24 protein-coding genes and 1 tRNA gene are annotated in these 22,054 nt (G+C 61.7%); 10 read left to right on the forward strand and 15 right to left on the reverse strand.

Annotated features, from left to right (window positions below; genetic code table 11):
- Positions 1-193 precede the first annotated feature (193 nt).
- The 3 genes from BP737_RS03310 to BP737_RS03320 all read right to left on the reverse strand — a co-directional run bounded on the left by BP737_RS03310 (position 194) and on the right by BP737_RS03320 (position 3,928).
- Entirely contained in the window at positions 194-1,873 is a 1,680-nt protein-coding gene (locus tag BP737_RS03310) for a hypothetical protein (protein ID WP_292409269.1), read from the reverse strand.
- Entirely contained in the window at positions 1,870-2,577 is a 708-nt protein-coding gene (locus BP737_RS03315) for a hypothetical protein (protein ID WP_292409268.1), read from the reverse strand. The genes BP737_RS03310 and BP737_RS03315 overlap by 4 nt, the downstream gene beginning before the upstream one ends.
- 370 nt (positions 2,578-2,947) lie before the next feature.
- Positions 2,948-3,928 (reverse strand): quinone oxidoreductase family protein, encoded by a 981-nt coding sequence (locus BP737_RS03320; protein ID WP_292409266.1) that lies wholly within the window; start codon positions 3,926-3,928, stop codon positions 2,948-2,950.
- A 110-nt stretch (positions 3,929-4,038) separates the two neighbouring features.
- On the opposite strand from BP737_RS03320, the gene rsgA reads away from it, so the two are divergent.
- Complete coding sequence (rsgA, locus tag BP737_RS03325; protein ID WP_292409265.1) at positions 4,039-5,133, forward strand: ribosome small subunit-dependent GTPase A; 1,095 nt, start codon at positions 4,039-4,041, stop codon at positions 5,131-5,133.
- 103 nt (positions 5,134-5,236) lie between these two features.
- Here the strand turns inward: rsgA and BP737_RS03330 are convergent, their stop codons facing one another.
- Positions 5,237-5,986, reverse strand: a complete 750-nt coding sequence (locus tag BP737_RS03330; RefSeq protein ID WP_292409264.1) for a class I SAM-dependent methyltransferase — start codon at positions 5,984-5,986, stop codon at positions 5,237-5,239.
- A gap of 137 nt (positions 5,987-6,123) precedes the next feature.
- Between BP737_RS03330 and BP737_RS03335 the strand changes: the two genes are divergently transcribed.
- Entirely contained in the window at positions 6,124-7,317 is a 1,194-nt protein-coding gene (locus BP737_RS03335) for a M24 family metallopeptidase (RefSeq protein WP_292409262.1), read from the forward strand.
- A gap of 67 nt (positions 7,318-7,384) precedes the next feature.
- On the opposite strand, the gene BP737_RS03340 is transcribed toward BP737_RS03335, so the two are convergent.
- Positions 7,385-8,257, reverse strand: a complete 873-nt coding sequence (locus BP737_RS03340; RefSeq protein WP_292409260.1) for an alpha/beta fold hydrolase — start codon at positions 8,255-8,257, stop codon at positions 7,385-7,387.
- Between the two features lie 137 nt (positions 8,258-8,394).
- On the opposite strand from BP737_RS03340, the gene BP737_RS03345 reads away from it, so the two are divergent.
- A complete protein-coding gene (locus BP737_RS03345; protein ID WP_292409258.1) occupies positions 8,395-9,240 on the forward strand; it encodes a hypothetical protein in 846 nt (281 codons plus the stop codon).
- Between the two features lie 279 nt (positions 9,241-9,519).
- The gene (locus tag BP737_RS03350) at positions 9,520-11,640 is read left to right on the forward strand and encodes a catalase (RefSeq protein ID WP_292409256.1); all 2,121 of its coding nucleotides are present in this window, start codon (positions 9,520-9,522) and stop codon (positions 11,638-11,640) included.
- 89 nt (positions 11,641-11,729) lie between these two features.
- Here the strand turns inward: BP737_RS03350 and BP737_RS03355 are convergent, their stop codons facing one another.
- From BP737_RS03355 to BP737_RS03365, 3 genes are all read right to left on the reverse strand, one after another.
- Positions 11,730-12,179: a DUF3887 domain-containing protein gene (locus BP737_RS03355; protein WP_292409255.1), complete on the reverse strand. Its 450-nt coding sequence runs from the start codon at positions 12,177-12,179 to the stop codon at positions 11,730-11,732.
- Positions 12,180-12,253: 74 nt separating this feature from the next.
- Positions 12,254-12,637, reverse strand: a complete 384-nt coding sequence (locus BP737_RS03360) for a hypothetical protein (RefSeq protein WP_292409252.1) — start codon at positions 12,635-12,637, stop codon at positions 12,254-12,256.
- A 383-nt stretch (positions 12,638-13,020) separates the two neighbouring features.
- Positions 13,021-13,410 (reverse strand): ArsR/SmtB family transcription factor, encoded by a 390-nt coding sequence (locus BP737_RS03365; protein WP_292409250.1) that lies wholly within the window; start codon positions 13,408-13,410, stop codon positions 13,021-13,023.
- Positions 13,411-13,801: 391 nt separating this feature from the next.
- Here BP737_RS03365 and arsB point away from each other — a divergent pair, with 391 nt between their 5' ends.
- The 4 genes from arsB (at position 13,802) to BP737_RS03385 (ending at position 16,050) form a co-directional block, all read left to right on the forward strand.
- Entirely contained in the window at positions 13,802-14,914 is a 1,113-nt protein-coding gene (gene arsB / locus BP737_RS03370) for an ACR3 family arsenite efflux transporter (protein WP_292409249.1), read from the forward strand.
- An 84-nt stretch (positions 14,915-14,998) separates the two neighbouring features.
- Positions 14,999-15,301: a DUF2703 domain-containing protein gene (locus BP737_RS03375; protein WP_292409248.1), complete on the forward strand. Its 303-nt coding sequence runs from the start codon at positions 14,999-15,001 to the stop codon at positions 15,299-15,301.
- Between the two features lie 4 nt (positions 15,302-15,305).
- Complete coding sequence (locus BP737_RS03380) at positions 15,306-15,713, forward strand: arsenate reductase ArsC (protein ID WP_292409246.1); 408 nt, start codon at positions 15,306-15,308, stop codon at positions 15,711-15,713.
- A gap of 85 nt (positions 15,714-15,798) precedes the next feature.
- Entirely contained in the window at positions 15,799-16,050 is a 252-nt protein-coding gene (locus BP737_RS03385) for a hypothetical protein (protein WP_342685931.1), read from the forward strand.
- A 306-nt stretch (positions 16,051-16,356) separates the two neighbouring features.
- Here the strand turns inward: BP737_RS03385 and BP737_RS03390 are convergent.
- Positions 16,357-16,441 (reverse strand) — tRNA-Leu (locus BP737_RS03390).
- A gap of 180 nt (positions 16,442-16,621) precedes the next feature.
- Between BP737_RS03390 and BP737_RS03395 the strand changes: the two genes are divergently transcribed.
- Together BP737_RS03395 and BP737_RS03400 are read left to right on the forward strand one after the other, a co-directional pair.
- Complete coding sequence (locus tag BP737_RS03395; RefSeq protein WP_292409242.1) at positions 16,622-16,903, forward strand: hypothetical protein; 282 nt, start codon at positions 16,622-16,624, stop codon at positions 16,901-16,903.
- A gap of 4 nt (positions 16,904-16,907) precedes the next feature.
- Positions 16,908-17,564, forward strand: a complete 657-nt coding sequence (locus tag BP737_RS03400; protein WP_342685932.1) for a hypothetical protein — start codon at positions 16,908-16,910, stop codon at positions 17,562-17,564.
- Positions 17,565-17,663: 99 nt separating this feature from the next.
- Here BP737_RS03400 and BP737_RS03405 read toward each other — a convergent pair whose 3' ends face one another.
- The 6 genes from BP737_RS03405 to BP737_RS03430 all read right to left on the reverse strand — a co-directional run bounded on the left by BP737_RS03405 (position 17,664) and on the right by BP737_RS03430 (position 21,965).
- A complete protein-coding gene (locus BP737_RS03405; protein WP_292409237.1) occupies positions 17,664-19,403 on the reverse strand; it encodes a DUF2070 family protein in 1,740 nt (579 codons plus the stop codon).
- 83 nt (positions 19,404-19,486) lie between these two features.
- Positions 19,487-20,377, reverse strand: coding sequence for a carbohydrate kinase family protein (locus BP737_RS03410; RefSeq protein WP_292409235.1), 891 nt, complete (start codon positions 20,375-20,377; stop codon positions 19,487-19,489).
- Positions 20,374-20,712: a DUF555 domain-containing protein gene (locus BP737_RS03415; RefSeq protein WP_292409233.1), complete on the reverse strand. Its 339-nt coding sequence runs from the start codon at positions 20,710-20,712 to the stop codon at positions 20,374-20,376. The genes BP737_RS03410 and BP737_RS03415 overlap by 4 nt, the downstream gene beginning before the upstream one ends.
- Before the next feature lie 21 nt (positions 20,713-20,733).
- Positions 20,734-21,261 carry a nitroreductase family protein gene (locus tag BP737_RS03420; protein ID WP_292409231.1) on the reverse strand — a complete coding sequence of 176 codons (528 nt, stop codon included), beginning with the start codon at positions 21,259-21,261 and terminating at the stop codon, positions 20,734-20,736.
- Positions 21,248-21,604, reverse strand: a complete 357-nt coding sequence (locus BP737_RS03425; RefSeq protein ID WP_292409229.1) for a hypothetical protein — start codon at positions 21,602-21,604, stop codon at positions 21,248-21,250. The genes BP737_RS03420 and BP737_RS03425 overlap by 14 nt, the downstream gene beginning before the upstream one ends.
- A 55-nt stretch (positions 21,605-21,659) precedes the next feature.
- Positions 21,660-21,965, reverse strand: coding sequence for a DUF5350 domain-containing protein (locus BP737_RS03430; protein ID WP_292409227.1), 306 nt, complete (start codon positions 21,963-21,965; stop codon positions 21,660-21,662).
- Positions 21,966-22,054: the final 89 nt, after the last annotated feature.

A 22,054-nucleotide genomic window follows, 5' to 3' on the forward strand; every position in this document is an offset into this window, starting at 1 on the left:
ATGCACCCGCCGTTCCGCCGGGTGCACCTCGAAACCCTTCGGGTTTCTCCCGCTCCGGCTGCTCTACGGCCCGCAAGGATTCGCCGTGCCGATGCCGAGTCCGCTTGCATCACCGGCCTTGGGTGCCGGAGACGTCGATCCTGTTCTTGAGGACCGGAACGGTGCCCGGCTCTTCCGTCTCGGAGACTGTATACTATCGGATCCCGTGCTGTTGCCTGGCCCGAGATCCGTTGAGCTGGCGCAATTTCTCACGGACCTCTTCGATGAGGGGCAGAAGCGCATAGTCGATACAGGAATCCTCAACCCAGAGGGGAGATGCACCGACCAGGGCGATGTAAGTGTCGGCCGTGGCAAACGCTGTTTCAACCCAGTCTTCAGATCGGAGCACGATCTTCCGTGCATCCATACCCGGCTCGTATATGTTGTCGAGCGAGAACAGGACCGTATCTCCGTCACCGGGAGCGAGGATTATGGTCCGCGGGCCCGGGGTAGTCAGGTCGAACACATACGCCTTTCCTTCAAGGTAATTCTTGATGCTGAAGAAGAGCCCCACCACAAACAGGGTCGCGACGAGGGGGCTGTCGCAGTCGATGCCCTCGAACAACACCTGCCCGTCAACCGAGGGAGAGAACCTGAACAAAGGACGTTCCGGCGTTTCACCTTCAAGGAGGGTGACCCCGAACGAGATACGGGACACGCCCCCTTCCGGAGGAGGAGAGAGAAAACGGCGGTATGCACGCCAGGCGCAATCCACCAGAGCATCGTAGTCGAGGAGCTGCCCGTCGCCCGGTCGAACGTCCCGGCGGCGGCAGCACCGCATCAGTTCGTTCCGGCGGTCGGCAAGTATCCGGGGGTATGGGGTCCTGCTCAGATGAGGGTGGACCTCAAGCGCCTGCCGGAGGTACCGGTCTACCGTATCGATTACAGCCTTCATATAATCCTCTGTCCTCACCGCCATCGCCGGTATGACGACGGTATCCGATTCCAGCGCCGAGATCTTCAGTAGGTCGCGGCTGCAGGGCTCAAGAACGAGACGGGGTCCGGAGGAAGAGCAGGGCCGGATGACGACGGTCTCCCCATCGAGCAGTTCAAGGCCCGACTGAGTGAACACTCCTAGAAGAGAGGGAAGGGATGCTTCTCTGAAATGAGGGCCATGGCTGCCGGCCTCTCCCGGGAACGTGTAGTTTTCGCCGATCTTCAGGGAAAATGAACCTCGCTGATTGAGCCAGGCACGCCAAGGGGCGCTCTCAACATCCTGCCATAACTGATTCCACCAGGATCTTTCCCGTGAGGGATCCGCCCGGTACCTCTGCACGGAAATATCCTCGTCGATGAAGAACTCGAGAGTGAACGGTGTTACGGTCTCCTCCCCGGATGCGTCCTTCGTATCGGTATCCGGCAGGGAGGCGTTCGGTCCACGATCCAGCTCATGAATCTCTTTGAGATCCGTGCGAGCCGTCCGGACGTAGACATAGTCTCCTTCACGAAACTCTGCCGGGTCCTTCTTCGAGAGATCGACCTCGATCGTGCCGGTACCGAAGTCCACGAGGCCGTGGCGCCGTTCATAGGTGCCGTGACGCGCGGTCCAGCTCATGACGATGACGCCCCAGACCTCGAGCGAAGAGGAACTGCCGGGCAGAACCCGTTGAACCTGTTCCGGCACCCTCTCGACGACCTTGCTTATACCCCCGGAGATCTCGATCGCCGCTTTTTTCCAGAGCAGCGAGAGCGGACTGTCCCGATAGTCATTAAACAGCTCGAGCCCGGCGCCGTCCTGCATCTCCACCGTAACCCATGCGCCGTAGGGTTTGCCCATATAGAGAGCATCGGGCTCGATCTTCAGAACCCTGCCCCTGAGCGGATTCGGGATCACCGGTCCCGACCCCGCCGAGGAGAAAGAGCGCCCTGCATCCAGAGAACCCCCTGGATGTCGTCGCCCACGCGGGGCACGTAGCCGCCCGTCACGTACTCGGCCGCGTACAGGGCGATATCGATGTCGCGGCGGTATTCGCCGTCTTCGTCCCGCAACCGACAGAGCGGAACGATAAGGCGGTAAAAGGTTTTTCCGCAGAAACGAACCCTCTCCACATCTTTTACGGGAGAATAAAAGGCAAAATCGTCGATATCCCCCTCCGGCAGAGGGACGTAGGCGGCCATGTTCCGGGTAACGACCTCTCTTCCGCCCCGGTCGGCGATTGTACGCGGTTCGGCCCTGTACAGCACGTAAACGAAGGCCGCCAGGGCGAACGGGTAGGTATCGCCCGTCCGATATGCCCCTGCATTCCGGTAGTAGCGCACGTCGAAGAATCTCATGACGGCATCGTCGAGCGAGCCGACTATCTGCCCTTCGATCCCGTTTGCCCATTCTTCGACACCGTGCAGCCTCACCTCGTGGACGACGCCGTCCACGGCCACAGGGTATCCCGTGGAGATCGTTCGATCGACGGTGACGGCGCATGCAGTGAGGCGATCGGATTCCGGGATGTATGCGGAGATCTCGCGTCCGTTCGACTCACGGGTCTCGGGCGTCGCCGCTTCGTTTACCGCCCATGCGAGTATCCGGCGGACCTCTTCCATGGATCGCGTGACGCAACCCCAATGGTTCCCGTGGCCTCCCGGTTTCTTACCGCCACTGTTCGTCAAACCCATCGGATGACCCTCCTTTCAGGAGTTGGTTTAGGTATACACAGAGAGTTACTCCGCGCCGGATAACTCTTTCCTTTCTCTTGTTCGACCGAACGCTCCAGGATATGAAAAACCAACCCCGGTTTTCAGATGTCCCGGTCTCCGCCGCCTTTGACGCCGATCTCGGTGAGGTCATGATCGCGGCGGTCAGGTGTTGTTTTACGCCGATCGGTCCCTCCAGGGCGCCATCGGCGGCAGGTCGCCTGCTGTACGGAAGATCGAGCACATAGCGCGGGCCTGTCGGGTGCTCAAGGATGAGGCATTACTTCGGTCGGATCACCCGGAGCGCGATCTTCCCGGGATGGTGGAGATCAAGATACCGGTGAGCGTCGGCCGCACGATCCAGGGGAAACACCCGGTCGATATGAGGTTTTACGGCACCGGACTCGATAAAAGAGCCAAGTCTCCGTATAATGTCCGGCCCGGGCTCTGCATTATACCCGTTGATCCTGACGTCCGGCCGGGGTTGCGGTTCCGGGTGGATACCGTTGGGGAAGACGACCCTTCCGCCGCTGCGGACGCAGGAAACGACCTCTCCGGCCCCCTCACCGCCCGCGGTGAGCAGGGCGGCGTCGAGCTCTCCAAACCCGAACGAACGTATCGCGGATGAGATCTTGTCCCTTCGTCCGTCTATAACGCAATCGATACCGAGCCTCTTCACCAGAGCGACACCGTCTCTCCCGGATGCGACCGCGAAGACCCGCGCTCCCATCTGCCGTGCAAGTTGTACCGCCACGTGCCCGACGCCCCCGCTTGCTCCGAAGACCGCCACCGACTCGCCCCGCCCGAGGTTCAGCACATCGGCAAGCCCGCGCAGCGCCGTGATACCGGCACCCGATATAACGCTTGCCTGCTCTGCCGTCAGATCTTCCGGGGTGAGCGAGACGTAGCCTGCATCGACTGCAGCGAACTCCGCGTAGAAGCCGCCCTTCGGGTTCAGGAATTCCGGGGCGTAGACATGGTCGTCAGTCTTGAAGCGGGATACCCCCTCGCCGACTGAGGCGATACTGCCAGCGCCTTCCGATCCTAAGACATACGGAAACCGGGTCTCGATCCCGAGCATCCGGGCGTATCCTCCCTCACGCTCAAACGGGTCCCATGCGCCGACACTGGCATACTCCACCCGGATTAAGACCTCTCCGGGGGCGATCTCGGGTATGGGGACCTCCTGCACCACAAGTTCTTCGGGGCCTCCGAACCTGTTGATCACGGCGGCCTGCATTGTTTCTCCGGCCTGTTTCATCGTCGCTCTCCCTGTGAGTTAGGGACAGTCGCCCATAAAGGCGACGGCGGCCGACAACCGCGACCGCAAAGCACTTGTCGCTTCGCATGCCACCCAATTTATGGTTTTTTATGAGCCAATCCACTTCCCGGTGCAAAGAACAGCATCCCTGTACGCTTGAAGACCTCGGCTGGACAAAAGAGCACGATGCGGCGTTCTCGAAGTACGCCGGCCCGTATCTCGCCGGCCGCGTGGCCTGCCGGCAGAAGACCGTATGGGACGTGCTCGTCGACGGCGGGTCCGTCACGGCCGGGGTCTCCGGAGCATTGCGAAAAATCGGCCGCTTTCCCGCAGTGGGGGATTTTGTCGTACTGCTGAACCAGCCGGAGGCCGGAACCTCGATGATCGTCGATATCCTCCCGCAGAAAACCCGGTTTGCACGGGGAACGCCGGGACGCGAAGGCGCCGACCAGGTCATCGCGGCGAATATCGATACGGTCTTCATCGTCACGGCCGCCGGCCGAGACCTTAACGCCCGCCGGATCGAACGTTTTCTCGCGATCACCCACGCATCCGGCGCCTGCCCGGTGGTCGTCATCAACAAATCCGATCTCGCGGACGATCCCGTAGCGCTCGCCGACGAGATCACCTCGATCTCGCCCGGCATACCGGTCATCCCGATCAGCGCTGTGAGTGGGGAAGGCGTCGATCGGCTCGATCCGTACCTGTCGCCACGAACAACGATCGCCCTCATCGGCTCGTCGGGTGTCGGCAAATCCACCCTGATCAACCGGCTCGTGGGCCGGCCGGTGCAGGCGACCTCGCATACCCGCGACTATGACGATAGAGGGCGGCACACCACGACCGTCCGCCAGCTCTTCGTCCTCGCCGGCGGGGCGCTCATGATCGACAACCCCGGTCTGCGGGAGGTCGGTATCGGTACGGCATCCGCCGGTATCGCCGATACGTTCCCCGACATTCTCGAACTCGCGGAGGGCTGCAGGTTCTCGGACTGCCGGCACGAAGAGGAGCCGGGCTGTGCAGTGCAGGCGGCCGTCGCGGACGGAACCCTCTCAGCGTCACGGCTGAATAGTTTCCACCGGCTGATGCGGGAACTCGCATTCGAACGGGACAAAGAGGAGATCGGGCTTGTCCGGCTTGAAAAGAAGCGCTGGAAAGAAATTGGAAAAATTGCAAGGGATTTTGCGAAGACAAAGGGGAGGTAGCGGCCGTCCGGTTCAGCACCGCGGCTGCAAACCGACCCCCGGCATCTCCCGGAGGGGGAAAGGAGGGCCCATCGGATGAAAAACCGCCTCCCGGGCAGCAAGGTCAGCCGTTCTTCCGCAGGATGAAGAACTCGTAGCCGTACTCGTCGGCATGCTCCCGGTAGACGGCGGCCTCCCGTTCGGCGAACTCAATTTGCGCCTTCGCTTCGGGATTGCCGGCGACTTTCGGCCGCAGGTCTTCTATCCGCGTGTGGACCGGCACATAGTAATTCTCCCACCACGCGGACTTCGGGAGCGGGAAGGTCGCGACGACCTCATAGCCGGCATCTTCGGCGATCGCGCAGGTCTCCCGGACCGTTTTTATCGCCGGGTAGCAGTCGTTCCAGAACGCCGCCGCCTCCGGCGAGGGGGTTTCGGTGAACCAAACAGATTCGGTGAGGCAGAGGTAGCCGCCCGGCCGGAGGAGCCGCTTCCACGAGGCGAGCCCCTTCTCGAACCCCACGACAAAGATCGAGCCCTCCGCCCAGAGGACGTCGAACGTTGCATCGGGAAATGGCAGGTCGTCCATCGAGGCCCGGAGGGGGACGATCCGGCCGCCCACCCCGGCCGATGCCGCGCTCCGGGCGAGGTCGTCGAGGAACGGCTGGTGGACGTCGACGGCGGTAATGTGGCAGCCCGGGCAGATCCGGGCCAGCTCGACGGTCTGCATCCCGGCCCCGCACCCGATGTCCAGGATCTCCGGCCGGGCGGGAAGGTCGGCAAGCATCGAGAAGGCCTTCCGGGTGCATGCGTTGCTCCCCGGCCCCTGGCGGGGCAGGTTCTCGTGCAGGGTAAAAACGAAAGGAGTGTCCATGGGAGTAGTGCGCGGTTCGGCTTTATAACCCATGTGGTCGGCATTGCCTCCGGTCGGCGGGAGAGGAACGGGACGGCCCCGACTGCCGGAACCCGCATCCCGCCAGAGCCAAATACCATCGCCGCCCAACCATAGGTATGGACCAGCGAACCCCCGCCTCCGAACTCCGCGACCGCATGGAGCGGTTTCGAGATCGCATGGGCGCGGAGAACCCCACATGGGAACTTGCCGCAATCTTTGGCAGGGTGAACCAGTTCTACCTCACCGGAACTATGCAGGACGGGGTGCTCCTCATCCCCCGCGACGGAGAGGCGGTGCTCCGGGTGCGCCGGAGTTTCGAGCGGGCATTGGACGAGTCCTTCTTCTCCGATATCCGGCCGATGAAGAGTTTTCGCGATGCGGCATGCGGGATGGGCGCCTGCCCGGAAACGGTCCATGTAGATACGGAGGTGGTGCCCCTCGCGCTGCTCGAACGCTTCCGGAAGTATTTCCCCTTCAGGGAGGCGGGATCGCTCGATACGCAGGCAGCGGCAGTCCGGGCAAAGAAGAGCGCCTACGAACTCGCGATCATGGAGCGGGCAGGCAAAATCCACCGGCACGCACTGGAGGACTGCGTCCCCGGAATGCTCTGGGAGGGGATGAGCGAGGCCGAACTCGGGGGCGAAGTCTTCTCTCTCATGGTCCGGGAGGGGCACCATGGCATAGCCCGGTTCGGGCGGTTCGGGACGGAGATGGTGCTCGGACAACTCGGCTTCGGGGAGAACTCTCTCTACCCGACCAGCTTCGACGGACCGGGCGGATGTTACGGAGCGGCTCCCGGTGCACCGGTCCTCGGCAGCATGGGTCGGACGCTTAAATCCGGCGACCTGGTCTTCGTCGACTGCGCATGCGGGGTGCAGGGCTACCACACCGACAAGACGGTGACGTATATGTTCGGGCGATCGCTTCCCGATGAGGCGATAGAGGCCCATCACCGGTGCGTGGAGATCCAGGACGAAGCGGCTTCGATGCTGCGGCCGGGGACCGCACCCTCGGAGATCTACGAAGCGATACTCGACGGTTTAAACCCGAAATTTCTGGAAGACTTCATGGGGTTCGGCGACCGGCAGGCACAGTTCCTGGGCCACGGCGTCGGCCTCTGCGTGGACGAGACACCCGTGATCGCGCGGGGCTTCGACGAACCGCTCGAGGAGGGGCTGGTGTTCGCCCTCGAACCCAAGAAGGGAGTCCGGGGTGTCGGGATGGTCGGGATCGAGAATACCTTCGTGGTCGCCCGCGGGGGCGGCAGGTGCATCACTGGAACGAATGCCGGCCTGATCCCGGTGTACTGAGGCGGGAGAGCGGACCCTTCCGCGGGTCGCGCCCTCCGCCTCCCGGTCCCGGAAGTTCGTTCCTCTCCTACGCGGGAGGTCCGGCAACCGGCTGCAACGGCTGGACCTGCTGCTCAAGGAAGTCCAGCACCTCGCGGTTGACGATCTCCGCGTGGGTCCAGGTGATCCCGTGCGGCCCGCCCTCGATCACCACCAGGCGACTTCCCTCGATCAGTTCATGGGTGCGTCTGCCAGATATGGCGAAGGGCACGATACGATCCGCATCGCCGTGAATCACCAGGACCGGAACGTCGATGCTCGCAAGATCGTTCCGGAAATCGGTCAACCACGCCGAGACACAGTCGAGTGTGCCCCGGGGAGAGGCGGCCGCTGCGACGTTCCAGCTGAGGCGGACGACCTCGTCGCTGACACGGACGCCCCCGAAGGTATCGACGTTATAGAAGTCCGAGAGGAACCCGGAGAGGAAGGCCGGACGGTCGGCGGCGATGCTCTCCATGAACCCGTCGAAGACGCTGCCTTCGATACCTTCGGGGTTGTCGGATGTCTTCAGGAGGAACGGCGGGATCGCGGATATGAAGACGGCCCGTTCCACGCGCTCGCTCCCGTAGGTGCCGAGATAGCGGGCGACCTCTCCGCCGCCCATCGAGAACCCGACGAGCGTGGCGTCGGCGAGGTCGAGTTCCGTCATGAGTTTATGCAGGTCCTCGGCCAGGGTATCGTAGTCGTAGCCATAGGTCGGTTTCGCGGAGTTGCCGAACCCTCTGCGGTCGTAGACGATGACGCGGTAGCCTGAATCAAGCAGCACCGAGACCTGCTTCTCCCAGGATTTGCTGGAGAGCGGCCAGCCGTGGATCAGGACGACCGGCTTACCCGTGCCGTGGTCCTCATAATAGAGGTCGATGGTGCCCGAGTTTTCTTTATCAACGGTGATATAGGACATAATGATACCTCCTCTTCCGCGGGGTCCCGGGACGTATCACTATAAATAGTTGTGGTCCGGTTCCCGGAACAAATCGCAGAAGGGTTCGCTGAGAACAGAAAACCTAATATCTGCAACAGTCTAAGGCCTGATTAGCAATGGGGAATCGATCGGACCTTTTCAGGACGGCACTCATCATAGCAGGTATCCTCGCGGTGATCCTCTTCGTATTCATAGCGCTGACCGCAGTAACTCTAGGCCAATCCTCGGCGGAGAGTTTCAGGTCGACGTATCACTACGGCCTGACGATCTCGACATCCGGCCCTCTCGACGATGTGGTCCTCCTGATCCCCCTTCCTTCCTATTACAACCGAGATACCGGTACAAACGTCACACCCTTCGATCTCTCCCGTGCAAATCTCAGAAACTTCGACAGGAGCAATATATCGGTGAGGATCGAGAACGTCAGCGGGATTCCCATGCTGAACATCTCGGCCGGGCGGCTCGATCCCGTCTATAAAAACCGCGTCCAACCCATCGGGATCATGCCGGGGCAGAACGAATCGGATCTCCCGCGACCGACCCACGTCTACTCCAACAGGTACTCGGAAGAGACGCCAGTGCTCGTCGAGATGGAACTCTCTATGCCTACTACCGAGTCGGGTCACGAGATCGAGACCCGGAGGCCGATAGGAGCCGAGCCCCTCTTCATGCCTTACCGGGTCGTCGGTGCCCTGAATGCCTCCGGCGAACCCATCGATGGTTATTACGTGAGCCCCGGGTCCTCCGGCTACGTCGTCGAGGTCCCGTTCATCCTCTCGTTTGACGCCGGGGATGAGAACGTCCTCACCATCTCGGCGGACTTCCTGGGGACAAACCAGTGGTGGATTCTCGGCTGGCAGTCGAACTCGTACAGCGAGAGGGTGGGCCACGAGTTCAGGGGTCCCTGCAACGGCACCTACCCGGTAAAAGGCATCCTCATCACCGGTAAGGGCGTCTACTGACCCTCTGCAAGAGCCCCGGGCGGTCCGGACCGCGCTGCGAGGAACGTTCAGTACGGCGGCGGCCATGATCGGTAACGTCTGAATAAATTTGCCCTTTTTCTTAATCTACCGCTTTTGCAGAGATATTCATGGAGAAGAGCGGTTCTGGACATCAATCTCTGGCGTGCAGTTACTTTTATGATGACCGACCGGAATGTGGGGATACTCCCAAGCCGGGATCAGCATGGTAGAGCACAATTGCAGGCCCCGGTCGGGGCGACAGAGATGCGGGTGAAGGATATGGATACGAGGCGAAAGATAAATGAGAAGAGCAAGCAGGAGCAGCTCGACAGGGTCCACCCGGACCCGGAACGCGAGTACCTGACGACGAATCAGGGAGTCCGGGTCAGCCATACCGACGATGCGCTGAAGGTGGGGGAGCGGGGGCCGACGCTCCTTGAAGATTTCCACTTCCGCGAAAAGCTGACGCACTTCGACCACGAGCGGATTCCAGAGCGGATCGTCCATGCCCGCGGTTCGGGCGCTCACGGCTACTTCCAGGTCTACGAACCGATGACCGAGTACACGCGGGCGGCGTTCCTCCAGGACCCGAAGAAAAAGACCCCGGTCTTCGTCCGGTTCTCGACCGTCGTCGGGTTCCGGGGGTCTGCCGATACGGTCAGAGATGTCCGGGGGTTTGCAGTGAAGTTTTACACGGAGGAAGGGAACTACGACATCGTCGGCAACAATATGCCGATCTTCTTCATCGTGGACGCCATCAAGTTTCCCGATCTCATTCACGCGATCAAGCCGGAGCAGCACCACCAGATGCCGCAGGCCTCCTCCGCCCACGATACCTTCTGGGATTTTGCGGGGAGTCTCCCGGAGATCACGCACATGCTCATGTGGGTCCTCTCGGACCGTGCGATCCCGCGAAGTTACCGCATGATGCAGGGCTTCGGGGTCAACACTTTCCGGTTCGTCAATGCCGAAGGGAAGGCGCGGTTCGTCAAGTTCCACTGGCGGCCGCTGCTCGGCATCCACTCGCTCGCCTGGGACGAAGCGCAGAAACTGGCCGGAAAGGACCCGGACTTCAACCGCCGCGACCTCTGGGAGGCGATCGAGATGGGAGACTACCCGGAGTACGAGTTCGGGGTGCAGATGATCGAGGAGGAGGACGAGCACAACTTCGACTTCGATATCCTGGATGCGACGAAGATCTGGCCCGAAGAGGAGGTAGCGATCCGGTGGATCGGAAAGATGACCCTGAACCGGAACCCGGACAACTTCTTCGCGGAGACCGAGCAGATCGCTTTCTGCCCGGCGAACGTCGTGCCGGGGATTGACCTCTCGAACGACCCGCTCCTGCAGGGCCGGCTCTTCTCGTACCTCGATACCCAGTTGATCCGCCTCGGAGGCCCGAACTTCCAGGAGATCCCGATCAACCGTCCGCTCTCGCCGGTCGCGAACAACCAGCGGGAGGGCTACCACCGGACGACGATCGACCAGGGCCGGGTCAGTTACTTCCCGAACGCACTCGGGGAAAACAAACCCCGTCCGGCTCCGGCGGAAGAGGGCGGCTACGTCCACTACCAGGAGAAGATAGAGGGAAGGAAGATCCGCGCACGCAGCGAGAAGTTCAACGACCATTTCAGCCAGGCGAAACTCTTCTGGAACAGCATGTCGGAGGTGGAAAAGGAGCATATCGTCAAGGCTTTCCACTTCGAGCTCGGGAAGGTCTCCGATACAGGGGTCCGGTCGCGGGTGGTGGACCTTATCAACAACGTCGACGGCGACCTTGCGATACGGGTTGCGCAGGGGATCGGGGTGCCTCCCCCGGCACGGAAGGGGGCGCCCTCCGGGACGAAGAAGTCCCCGAATCTCAGCCAGGAGACGACCGTCATGGACACCATCAAGAGCAGGAGGGTTGCGATCCTCGCCATGGAGGGGTATAACCGCGACGAGGTGGTGCAGGTGGAGCAGGCGCTGAAGGACGCCGGGGCTCATCCGGAGATCGTCTCAGAGTTCTACGGCAGGGTCAGGTCTGCCGACGGTAAAGAGATGGAGGTGGACAGGAGTTACGCCACCACCGGTTCCATCGTCTACGACGCCGTGTATATCCCGGGCGGGAGACACGCGGAGACCCTGAAAAACCAGAGTTACGCGATCCACTTCGTCAACGAGGCCTTCAAACACGGTAAGCCTATCGGGGCGATTGGTGAGGGCATCGAACTTTTGAAGGCGTCGGCCATCAAGGGAGTGGCCTTTGCCGATACCTCCGGAGGGGAAGCCCTGGCCGAGATGGGGGTTGTGACCTGCGGGAGTCAGGGGAGTGTTAAATCCTTCATCGACCAGTTCAAGACGGCCATTGCCCGGCACCGCCACTGGGACCGGGAGAGGATGGAGCAGGTGCCCGCCTGATGGGGGGTCGCCTGTAACAGAGAGCCGGGGAGAGCCTCCCCGGAGATTCTTTTTAGCTCCGGGCCGACTGATCTGCTCGCATAGGGCTCTCAGCCGCGCAGCATCGGGGAAGTGAACCAGAGCCCGGAGAGCCGGTGCGACTCGTCATCCTTCCGGAAGACGAACCGGAGGTCCACTCCGTCCTCCCTCTCGAACGCCGCCTTGTAGGTCACGGTGATGAGCTCGTCGGTCTCCGTAACGACGGGGTCTCTTCTGGAGTCGTAGAGCCCGATCTTCGATGTGATGAATTCGCGGGTCTTTTCAAACGCGGCTTTGTCCATGGCCCGTTTCATCTCATCGTCGAAATCGCGGGAGTAGATCGTGTAGTTGCCGTCGTTGAGGCCGGAAAGGAGGTTGTCGGCGATCGGGTCCGCGTATGCAAGCACCTGTGCCCTCCTCTCGTCGGAGACGACGGTCTCCTGGCTCATGCAGCCGGATGCAGAGACGGCGAGAAGGAGCACCAGAGCGGCGAGAACCGATACCTGAGGATAATTCATCATAGAGGGTCGAATCGGGAGATGATGAATGTATCCTTCCCATGAAGTCAGTGGAAAAAGTTGTTCTCTGTCTTACCTCACTGCACCGCCCGCTTCTCCTCCACCGGAGGGTTCTTGATCGTAACCGTAAGCGGCTGCGTATTCTTGCCGCGAACCTCCACGGCATACGTACCCGGCGCCGGGAACTTGTGTGCGAAGAACGTATACGTCTGCTGGCCGCCGCCCGCAAGGTCCTGCTTTTTCTCGGCCAGCTTGCCGTTGATCCACAACTCCGCCGTAAAGAACGTATCCCAGTTCGAGGACGGGACGCCTTCGTTGTCGAACCAGTAGCCGATACTCACCGAGACGTTCGGAAAGAAATACGGATTGCCGTTCTCGTCACGACCGCCGCCGGTGCTTCCGCTGACCGTGGGGTATGCTTCTACGGACTTTATTGCTGCAGGTCGATAGGTTGGTGACATACTACCAAAATTATAAAAATAATATAATAAATTTCCCCTCACCCCTATTGACCCCGGCCGATGCAATGTTTACGAGGCGGGGAAGGTCGTCTACCGTTTGTTGGGAACGCAGGCGACTATCCGGGGGTACTACGGTTCGAGAGGGAAAGGAGTGCGATAGTGATCCCTGCTTTTGGAAAGGGTTAACTTTTAGACAGTTTCTTTGCGGCGTATCCTCTCTTCCCACACAGGGGAGAGGTGGAATCGCGAAGCGTTGTAAAGAGCATGGTATCACTCACGGTATCATCCCCGACGGGAGGAGGGGTGGCCATATTGACGTTGCCTCTACACAGGTATGGCTGCAGCGATCCGCCGGCGGTCTCGGTCGTTCCACATTCCTTGTGTCAGCCCTCTTGTCGTGGCCCATTGCCCGGGCGTGCAGCCCACATCGCCCCATCCTCGGTGAGCCGGTAGATGATCCAGTTCCCCTGCTGGTCGCCGGCGATCAGCCCTGCTGTTTTCAGGACTGAGAGATGGTAGGACAACTTTGAATCTGCTATTGCAAGCACCGCCTTGATGACACAGACGCAGAGCGGCTGCACGGAAAGCATCGCGAGGATCTTGAGGCGGAACGGATCGGCAAGTGCGCGGTGGACGGTGCTCTCCCGTGTGAGCGCCGCATCATCCGGCAACTGCTCTACCAGTCCTGCGATGCCGCCGCTCCGGCAGAGCGACTCCTCGACGTCGGGAGGGAGGGGCAGGGATGCATCCCGGTCTTTCCTGTCTTCTGTCATCGGGATATCACATGTCATTTCAAAATAATACGAAATTGAAATGCCTTAACCTTTTGTTGCTACCCTATGAGGTACGAACCGGTCGTTCGACTGCAGAGAATAAAAGCGTGGACAGTGTAAGTGTCGGTTTCACCGGCGGCAGGGGCCGCACGGATCATTCCGATCCAGGCACTACCGCAAGCTCGTGAATGATCCTCCGCTTCAACTCTTTTTGAAATCAAAATATTTATCGGGTGGTGATGCCCACTGTATTTCAAATAATGTTGAAACACCATAGAGAAGTATCACCATGACGGACGTCGCCAGCAAAAACCAGAAGAAAAGCATCGCCGGAAGGTTCAGAAGACTCCCTGCACCGGAGAGCAGTTGCAGGTGCGGCGGTGAGTGACCGATGGGTACCGTCGACCAGGTACATCCTCCTGCAGCGGGCCCGCGTCTCTCGGTGATCGACCGCTATCTGACGCTCTGGATCGTGATTGCCATGATCGCCGGTGTCGCCGTAGGCTACTTTCTCCCCGGCGTGCCGGAGGTGATCACCGGCTTTTCGATCGGCACCACCTCCATCCCGATCGCGCTCGGGCTGATCCTGATGATGTACCCGCCGCTCGCAAAGGTCCGCTATGAGGAACTCGGCCGGGTCTTCCGCGACACCCGGGTACTCGCCCTCTCCCTCGTCCAGAACTGGATCGTCGGCCCGGTGCTGATGTTCCTCCTCGCGGCGGCGTTCCTCGCAGGGCGGCCCGAGTTCATGTACGGTCTTATCCTGGTGGGCCTCGCCCGGTGCATCGCCATGGTGATCGTCTGGAACGATCTCGCGAGAGGCGACTGCGAGTACTGCGCCGCCATCGTCGGCGTCAACTCGATCTTCCAGGTGCTCTTCTACGCCGTCTACGCCTACGTCTTCATCACCGTCCTCCCGCCGCTCCTTGGTATCGGCGCCGGGACGGAGGTGCCGATCACCATCACGGGCGTCGCCGTCACGGTCTTTATCTACCTGGGCATCCCGTTCATCGCCGGATTCCTGACCCGATTCGCGCTCCTCCGGGTGAAGTCGAAGGAGTGGTACCACAAGCGGTTCATCCCGAAGATCTCGCCGATCACCCTGATCGCCCTGCTCCTCACCATCGTGGTGATGTTCTCGACGCAGGGCGGCAACATCGTGGCGCTGCCGTTTGACGTCGTCCGGATTGCCATCCCGCTCACGCTTTACTTCCTGATCATGTTCTCCACGAGTTTCTGGATGAGCTGGAAGATCGGAGTCGACTACGGGAAGTCAACGTCACTTGCGTTCACCGCCGCGAGCAACAACTTCGAGCTCGCCATCGCCGTCGCCATCGGGGTCTTCGGGATCGGCTCCGGCGTGGCGTTTGCCACCGTCATCGGGCCGCTCATCGAGGTGCCGGTGTTGCTCGCGCTCGTCAACGTCGCCCTCCGGCTCCGCGACCGCTGGTACGGAGGAACGGCCGAAGCATATTGTCCCGCGCCACATGAGGGATTATCATGAAGAACGAACTTATCGTCGAATGGCAATGTCGGAAAAGACATCGAGAACACCTGCGAGCGTTGCGGCGAGACCGGGCGGGCGGTGATGGACATCGTCGAGCGGATACGCCCGGTGATCGAGGAAGAGGGCATCATGGTTCAGGTTGTCGAGACCGTCCTCGAAGACGATGCGATCGCAGACTCAAACAGCATCCTCTTCAACGGCAGACCATTTGAGGACCTCATCGAAGGCATGAAGGTTACCAGCACTCCCTGCGCCTCCTGCGCCTGCATCACCGGGCAGGACGACGTCGAGTGCCGTGCGGTCGAGTACGGCGGCGAGCGTTATGAGTCGATCCCGCCGGAACTGATCGCCCGGGCGGTATTGAAGGCGCTCGGGCTGGAGTGAGACCATGAAGAAGAAAGTGCTCTTCGTCTGCACCCACAACGCCGCCCGTTCGCAGATGGCGGAGGGCTACCTGAACGCCCGTTACGGCGACCGTTATGAGGTCTTTTCCGCCGGCACCAGGCCCGGAACTCTGAACCCTTATGCGGTCGGGGCGATGGCCGAGATCGGGATCGATATCTCCGGGCACCGCGTCAAAGACATCGCCGAGTTCGATGAGCACGAGATGGATTATCTGGTTGCGGTCTGCGAGGGAGGGGTCTGTCCGCTCTTCCCCCGGGCAAAGGAGGAGATACGCCGGGAGTTCCCGGACCCGTCGAAGCTCACCGGCACCGACGAGGAGATCGTGGCCGGCGTCCGGCGCATCCGGGACGAAATCGCCGCCTGGATCGACGCGGCGTTCGGGGCGATGTGATGGTGTTCACCATCGTTGCCTACTCCGGGTCTCGGACGCCGGGAAGCGGCCGCTCAGGCAGGGACAGCGGTCATGTGCCGGTGGCATGGTCGAGATCTGCTCGCGGCCACCCGGCCGACGGCGTCGCTGGGGGCTGTGGTCCGGCACGCAGATCGCGTTCTCGTGCTGGACGGGTGCGGTGACTGCTACGGGAAGAAGGGGGCGCGGGACCGGTGTCGAGCTGCACCTGAACATCATCGCAGCATCCTGCGACAGCGAGAAGAACGGAACGGCCGAGCCCCGGTTCGATGAGATCGAACGTCTGGTCTCCGCTGTGCTTGAGGCGTTCCGGCGATGAACTGCGGTGATGACTGAATCCCGGTTTACCAGTTCGATGATAGTGTTTTCTATTGTGATCCGCGCTTTTTCCTTATGCATCAACTCTATCTCATACGCACAAAGACCTTCTTGACTGGTAGCACCGGGAACCTGTCTCCCCTTGATTCATACTAGATATACGGTGTTTTTTCTGTGCGGTCCTTTCCGATGTGCCCGATAAAGTCAGGCTCTAGTACTCTCTTCAAGAGGGCGCACCCCCACGCATGATCGTACCTCAGGTGGTGAACGTCAAATTTTTTCACTTATCTATAACCCGGGCTTGGAGTGCGAGGGGTGGGATTCGAACCCACGGACCCCTGCGGGAGTGGATCTTAAGTCCACCGCCTTTGGCCGGGCTTGGCTACCCTCGCTCGAAAAATATCCTGTACCTATTATCTATCGCAGGTATTAAGCTCAGCGTCCGGTGAAGACGACCCGGCCGGCCGTTCATTGCACCGAACCCCGGTCAGTGCAGGAGCCAGAAGGTATTTGGGGTATCGTTACGATTTTGCAGGAGAGCATGGGGAGAACCCGGGACAACGGAGGCAACCATGGAGGCGGATCGTAACCCGTACGATAGCAAGCCGGAAATGCCCTGCCGGCACGCCCGGACCGATAAAGACGGCGTGAACTGCCAGGACCGCTGCCGGCTCGTCAATTTCGCGTTCGGGAGCATATCGAAGGGTGCGGTGCTGCTGCTCGTCCAAGCGAAGCAGGCCCCGGTCCAGGGCAGGCTCTGCCAGCCCGAGCAGGGGGCGGCGGACGGCCTTCACCGGACACGAGCCCGAAGAACGCCCGAACACGGCAGCGGCGGACACAAACACGGAGGATAAACCGATGACGGACACCCGGACGCTTCTCTCGGCGCTCTCGTTCGGGCTCGCAGGCGCCTGTTTCTTCGCGTACCCTGCAATCCGGCCCTACACCGACGAAGCGTCCCTCGCCGGCGCCGAAGCATTCGCTTCACCCGCCTGGCTTCTTTCGCATACGCTCGCCATAGTCGGGTTCATCCTGCTCACGCTGGGGCTGCTCGGCCTGTATGGCCGTCTCCGCGGAACGAAGGCCGAAACCTGGGGCATCACGGCGCTTGTCCTGACCTGGATCGGCACCGGACTGATCCTGCCCTACTACGGGGTCGAGACCTTTGCGCTGCACGCCGTGGGCAGGGAAGCGCTCCGGGAGAACAGCGTCGGCCTGTTTGTAACGCTCACGGACTCGATCCGGTTTGGGGAGTGGGTCTGGCTCTTCACGTTCGGTCTCCTCGCTCTTGCAGCCGGCGCCATCCTGTTTGGGATCGCGATCTGGCGGTCGGGTCGCCTCCCCCGGTGGAGCGGTATTCCCCTGGCGCTCGGCTTCGCGCTCTTTCTCCCGCAGTTCTTCACGCCCCCGCCGGTCCGGGTCGCCCACGGGCTGCTCGTCCTCGCCGGGTGCTGGCTCGTGGCGTGGAGCATGGTGAACCACCGGACGGGCGAAGGGGACGCACGCTCCCGGTAACCATCTCCCGTGCGGAGTCAACCTTCCTGGCCTATGAACCGGTAGTTCGTGATGAGCATTGAAGCGCACCGAAAGAAAAATGCCGGGTATCCCGCCGCCCTACTGCAGCACGATGTAGGCAAGGATCGAGAGCAGGAACGCAAGCGCAAGGATCATAAAACTGATCGGGGCGATGAACGCGAGCATCGCGTTGACGGTGCTTGCAAGTTGCGAGACCCGCTGCGACCCGAAGACGACGACCCCCTCGCACGAAGCCGTTGCCGCCCCCACCCGGGCTGGGGCAAGGTCGGCGACCGCCTCCCGGACCGCCTGCTCCACATACGGGACGATCTCCTCCACCGGCACCCGATACCCGACCGGGTTCTTGCCGCTGATGGTATTTACCGTGTGGGTATCGGTGGTCATGACCTCGGCCTCGTCAACGTGGCCGAGCACCACGGAGCGAAGTCTCTCCCGGACGCCCGGGACCATGTTGTTCCCGTCGATCAGGACGTAGGCCGCCCGCTCTCCGCCGACCTCCGTCGCCAGCACCTGCACCCCGAGCGACCCGAACCCCTGCTCGCGGGTGAACGGGACCCGGACATGCGAGACACCGATCGCGAGCGTTTCCATGGGAAGATCCCGGGCAACCCTGAACCCCTCGCGTGCGGCGGCGATGTACTCCGTCGCGATCCGGGTTGCCGGGAGGACCGGAGAACCCACACTGGCCATGCAGTTGTGGGCGTCCACGAAGGCGACCGCCGAGAAGGCGCATCTTCCTTCGGCCATGATCACCGTCCCGATCGAGTAGTCGAGGTCCTCCGTCCGTTCCGGAGAGCGGGTGCTCACCATCAGGAGGGCGTCTCCGAACCGCTGGCAGAGGATTGAGACCGATCCCGACGCGACCCGGACCGGGCGGCTCGCGGAGCCGGAGAAGGTGAGCCTTTCCCGGGACGCCTCAACGGCGCGGGCGATCTTATCGATCTCGCTCTCCGAGACCAGGTTGAAGTCGTGGGTGGCGCAGCCGTGAGCGACCAGCGTCTCCTCGGGAAACGTGTCGTGGAGGATCCGCGGAAGGTTGCCGCCGCCGACGTCGCCCATCGGCCCGGGATGGACGTTCGGGACCGTGAAGAGAGCGTCCTCCCCGGAGTCGCGGGAGAAGAAGAGCGAGACCTGCGGGACGTAGACCTCCTCGCCGATCTCGCGGAAGAAGTCCTCCATCTTCTTTGAGTCGTCGGTCAGGTGGGCGATGAAGGTGTTGAGGAAGTTAAGCCCGCTGATCTGGAACGCCCGCTTCAGCGGCCGCTCGATCAGCCAGATCAGGAAGACAAAGACCAGCCCGAAGACTCCCTGGAGGAGGAGAGCGTAGGGCACGAACCCTGGAGTAAAATACCAGGCCCCGACCGTTATCCCGGCTGCGCTCTGGAGGAACGCGGGAAGGACCATCCGGATGATCCGGTAGTCGGCCACGGCAACGAGGACCAGCAGCCGGAGGCCGAAGACCAGGCCGAGAGCGACCGCATAAAGTGCGGGAAAGACCTCCCTCCCGAAGACCAGGACCGGCGAGAGGCTCAGGATCACGGAGAGAACCGTGCAGGCCAGGGCGAGGAGGGCCGACCGGTTCCAGGTGAGTTGCCCGCCGGAATATCCCACCAGAGGCACGGTCAGCAGGAAGGCGACCAGTGCCGGGACGGAGAACCCGAGGGTCCCGACCAGGAAAAATTCTTGTCCGGCCCGGTAGGTGGCGGCGTCGATGATGAGCCCGAGCACGACGATGAGCGCAAGGGACCTCGGCCAGGACGGGGCGGAGAAGATGTACCGCGTGAGCCGCTCGACACGCACATCGGGACCGGATTCCATCAGGCGCCCCCGGATGCCACTCCCGGACCGGGGGCAGGAGCCGGTGTCATCCCGCCGGCACATTGCACGTTATTCCCCATAATTTAGGTCAGTATTTCTCCGGGCTCGCCAAAGACCTTCCGGTACCGTGCAAGCATCCGGTCCCAGTCCGGAAGGTTCGTCTGGGTGCCCGTCCGCTCGACGACATAGGACGAGACCACCGCCCCTGCACGACAGCAATCGAGCGGGGTGTAGCCCTTCCGGAACGCCGTGAGGAAACCGGCCCGGTAACCGTCGCCGGCGCCCGTGGGGTCGACGGCATCCACCCTGACGGCCGGGACATGGTGCTCCTCGCCGTCCATGCAGAGGACGCTCCCCTCCGCCCCCCGGGTCGTGACCGTCATGGGGACCGACGCAACGAGCGCATCCTGCTCCACCCCGAGCATATCGCACATCCGGTCCATCTCGTGGTTGTTCGAGAAGAGGATGTCGACGTTTGCAAGGATAACCTCGAGTTGCTCGGGGGTGTAGCGAAGGAGGTCCTGGCCCGGGTCGAAGGAGGCGAATTTGCTCTTCCGGGCCACCCGGACGTTGAAGTCGGGGTCGGCCGTCGCCATGTGGACGAAGTCGAGGGCGGGGGCCTCCGCACGGGAGAACGCGGCCGACGCACCCCATTCAAAGAAGGTCTCCTGGTCGCCGGCGTCGTCCGTAAAGACGTATGCGGTTGCGGTGCGGGCATCCCCGACCACGGAGAAGTCCTGCACGATCTCGAGGTCGTGCATCCAATGGTCGTAGTCGCTGCCCGGAAAATCGCCGCCGACCGATGAGATCAGGCGGCACCGCTCCCCGAGCATCGCGATCCCGACCGCGATATTCGCCGCTCCGCCGCCGAAGTAGACGGAATGGGCGGTGATATAGGTCGAGTTGTGCCTTCCGGGGAGTTTCGGCACCCGGAAGAGATGGTCGACGGCGGTATGCCCGACGACGGAGATCATAGTTCCTCCACTTCCTGCACCTTCAGCGGAACGTCGCGCAAAGCCTTGCCGACAACCGACTTTGCTATCCGCGATGCGTGTTCGCCGGATTCCGCACGGAAGACCTTCATCTGAAGGACGAGGCCGACGAGGGCGGTGTTCGCCACCACAAGAGCGGTGTCGAGATCCCCCTCGCAGAGGGGGCAGGCGCTCACCCCGGCCTCGATCTCCACGAACTTTGCCGAAGGATTGAGCCGTTTCCCCGCCTCGCTGATCGCGATGCTCACGGCATCGTCCATCGACCTGACATCTTTAATTATCCACGCTGATTCAAGCGTAACCAAATAATCCGGCATAATCTCTCCGAAATAGGCGTCCTACCAGGTCTCACGGTGCGTGTGCTCGTCCACCGGCATACGCTCCATAGGTTCGAGCGGCGGCGTTCCCCTGCCGACCGCGAGAAGCGCGACGGGACGGACATGCTGGGGGAGGCCCAGGGTCTCGCGAACAGAGTCTTCGTTGAACGCCCCGGTCCAGCACGAGTGCAGGCCCCGGGCATGTGCGGCGAGCATCATATACGTGCAGGCGATGGTGGCGTCCTGCACCGCGTAGAGGATCCCCCGCTCCCCGTAGTGCGACATGGACCGTACGTAGTTCGCACAGACCGCAAAGACCGCAGGGGCCTCCCGGATGTGCACCTGCTCGAAGGCCGCGAGCGCAAGCTCCTCCCTCGCGTCTTCGTAGGTTACGATGACGACGTCCCATGCCTCACGGTTTCCGGCGCTCGGCGCCGTTCTCGCAGCGGCGAGGATGTAGTCGATATCCTCCGGGTCAAGCGGTTCCCCGGAGTATTCCCGAACCGACGACCGCGTTTTTAAGAATCGAAGAAAATCAGATGAGTTCATGCTCTTTGAGCGTATCCCACGCAGCCTGTGCGGCGGTCGTAACGGCGCTGACGCCTCTGCTCAGCCGTTCCGACGCGGCGCCCAGTTCCATGCTCTCGGTGAGAGCGATCGCTTCGTTGAGGTGATCGATGGCCTTCTTAAATTCACCAAGTTCCGTGCCCCCATACGCAAACTCGAGCTCCGAACGGATTGACTCGAGCACCATCACGAGCATCCGTTTTCCGCCGGGTTTCTCCTGGAGCGGAAACTGGATCAGGGCTGTCGTCAGGTGCGACCCGACAATCAGTTCGGATTTCGCCCGTTCGGCAAACTGGTAGACCCTGACGGCGGTTTTGAGATCCATACTCATACTGGAACTCGCTAGTATAAAAAGTATCGAAAGAGAAGAGCGGGACGGCTTATCTTGATTTCTGCTTGGTCCCGAGAGCCGACACCTTGGCGCGCCGTATACACCGGCGTACCCGTGCGTCCATGGTGGGGGCGCCTCCACCTCGGCCTCGGCCGCCGCGTCCACCCCGTCCGCCGCGTCCGCCGCGCCGGGAGTCCTGTCCTTCCCTGTTTGCTCGTTTGAGGATAGCCGCCGCAGGCTTGAACCGCTGGTTCGGGCCGGGTCTCTTCACTTCGCCTTCACTTGCAGGGACGAGTCGTATCTGCCCCTTTACGCCCTTAACCTGGGCCCACTGAACACTTCCTGTCTTTCCCATGATAGAACTCCTTTATGATTATGAACTGACCCTCTGATAAAAGTAACCCGGAGCCCGGCCGGGACAGACCGGGTCCGGGGCGGGAGGCA

The sequence above is a fragment of the Methanoculleus sp. UBA291 genome (genome assembly GCF_002499755.1).
In the GTDB taxonomy this organism is placed as follows: domain Archaea; phylum Halobacteriota; class Methanomicrobia; order Methanomicrobiales; family Methanoculleaceae; genus Methanoculleus; species Methanoculleus palmolei.

Coding starts and splice junctions, on each gene's coding strand:
- BP737_RS03385 (WP_342685931.1), top strand. CDS start 15,799: ATGGTCGAGATCTGCTCGCGGCCACCCGGCCGACGGCGTCGCTGGGGG.
- BP737_RS03345 (WP_292409258.1), top strand. CDS start 8,395: ATGGGGAATCGATCGGACCTTTTCAGGACGGCACTCATCATAGCAGGT.
- BP737_RS03335 (WP_292409262.1), top strand. CDS start 6,124: ATGGACCAGCGAACCCCCGCCTCCGAACTCCGCGACCGCATGGAGCGG.
- BP737_RS03315 (WP_292409268.1), bottom strand. CDS start 2,577: ATGGAAGAGGTCCGCCGGATACTCGCATGGGCGGTAAACGAAGCGGCG.
- BP737_RS03350 (WP_292409256.1), top strand. CDS start 9,520: ATGGATACGAGGCGAAAGATAAATGAGAAGAGCAAGCAGGAGCAGCTC.
- BP737_RS03425 (WP_292409229.1), bottom strand. CDS start 21,604: ATGGATCTCAAAACCGCCGTCAGGGTCTACCAGTTTGCCGAACGGGCG.
- arsB (WP_292409249.1), top strand. CDS start 13,802: ATGGGTACCGTCGACCAGGTACATCCTCCTGCAGCGGGCCCGCGTCTC.
- BP737_RS03400 (WP_342685932.1), top strand. CDS start 16,908: ATGACGGACACCCGGACGCTTCTCTCGGCGCTCTCGTTCGGGCTCGCA.
- BP737_RS03320 (WP_292409266.1), bottom strand. CDS start 3,928: ATGAAACAGGCCGGAGAAACAATGCAGGCCGCCGTGATCAACAGGTTC.
- BP737_RS03375 (WP_292409248.1), top strand. CDS start 14,999: ATGGACATCGTCGAGCGGATACGCCCGGTGATCGAGGAAGAGGGCATC.
- BP737_RS03380 (WP_292409246.1), top strand. CDS start 15,306: ATGAAGAAGAAAGTGCTCTTCGTCTGCACCCACAACGCCGCCCGTTCG.
- BP737_RS03330 (WP_292409264.1), bottom strand. CDS start 5,986: ATGGACACTCCTTTCGTTTTTACCCTGCACGAGAACCTGCCCCGCCAG.
- BP737_RS03430 (WP_292409227.1), bottom strand. CDS start 21,965: ATGGGAAAGACAGGAAGTGTTCAGTGGGCCCAGGTTAAGGGCGTAAAG.
- BP737_RS03355 (WP_292409255.1), bottom strand. CDS start 12,179: ATGATGAATTATCCTCAGGTATCGGTTCTCGCCGCTCTGGTGCTCCTT.
- BP737_RS03360 (WP_292409252.1), bottom strand. CDS start 12,637: ATGTCACCAACCTATCGACCTGCAGCAATAAAGTCCGTAGAAGCATAC.
- BP737_RS03410 (WP_292409235.1), bottom strand. CDS start 20,377: ATGATCTCCGTCGTCGGGCATACCGCCGTCGACCATCTCTTCCGGGTG.
- rsgA (WP_292409265.1), top strand. CDS start 4,039: ATGAGCCAATCCACTTCCCGGTGCAAAGAACAGCATCCCTGTACGCTT.
- BP737_RS03420 (WP_292409231.1), bottom strand. CDS start 21,261: ATGAACTCATCTGATTTTCTTCGATTCTTAAAAACGCGGTCGTCGGTT.
- BP737_RS03340 (WP_292409260.1), bottom strand. CDS start 8,257: ATGTCCTATATCACCGTTGATAAAGAAAACTCGGGCACCATCGACCTC.
- BP737_RS03415 (WP_292409233.1), bottom strand. CDS start 20,712: ATGCCGGATTATTTGGTTACGCTTGAATCAGCGTGGATAATTAAAGAT.
- BP737_RS03365 (WP_292409250.1), bottom strand. CDS start 13,410: ATGACAGAAGACAGGAAAGACCGGGATGCATCCCTGCCCCTCCCTCCC.
- BP737_RS03395 (WP_292409242.1), top strand. CDS start 16,622: ATGGAGGCGGATCGTAACCCGTACGATAGCAAGCCGGAAATGCCCTGC.
- BP737_RS03405 (WP_292409237.1), bottom strand. CDS start 19,403: ATGGAATCCGGTCCCGATGTGCGTGTCGAGCGGCTCACGCGGTACATC.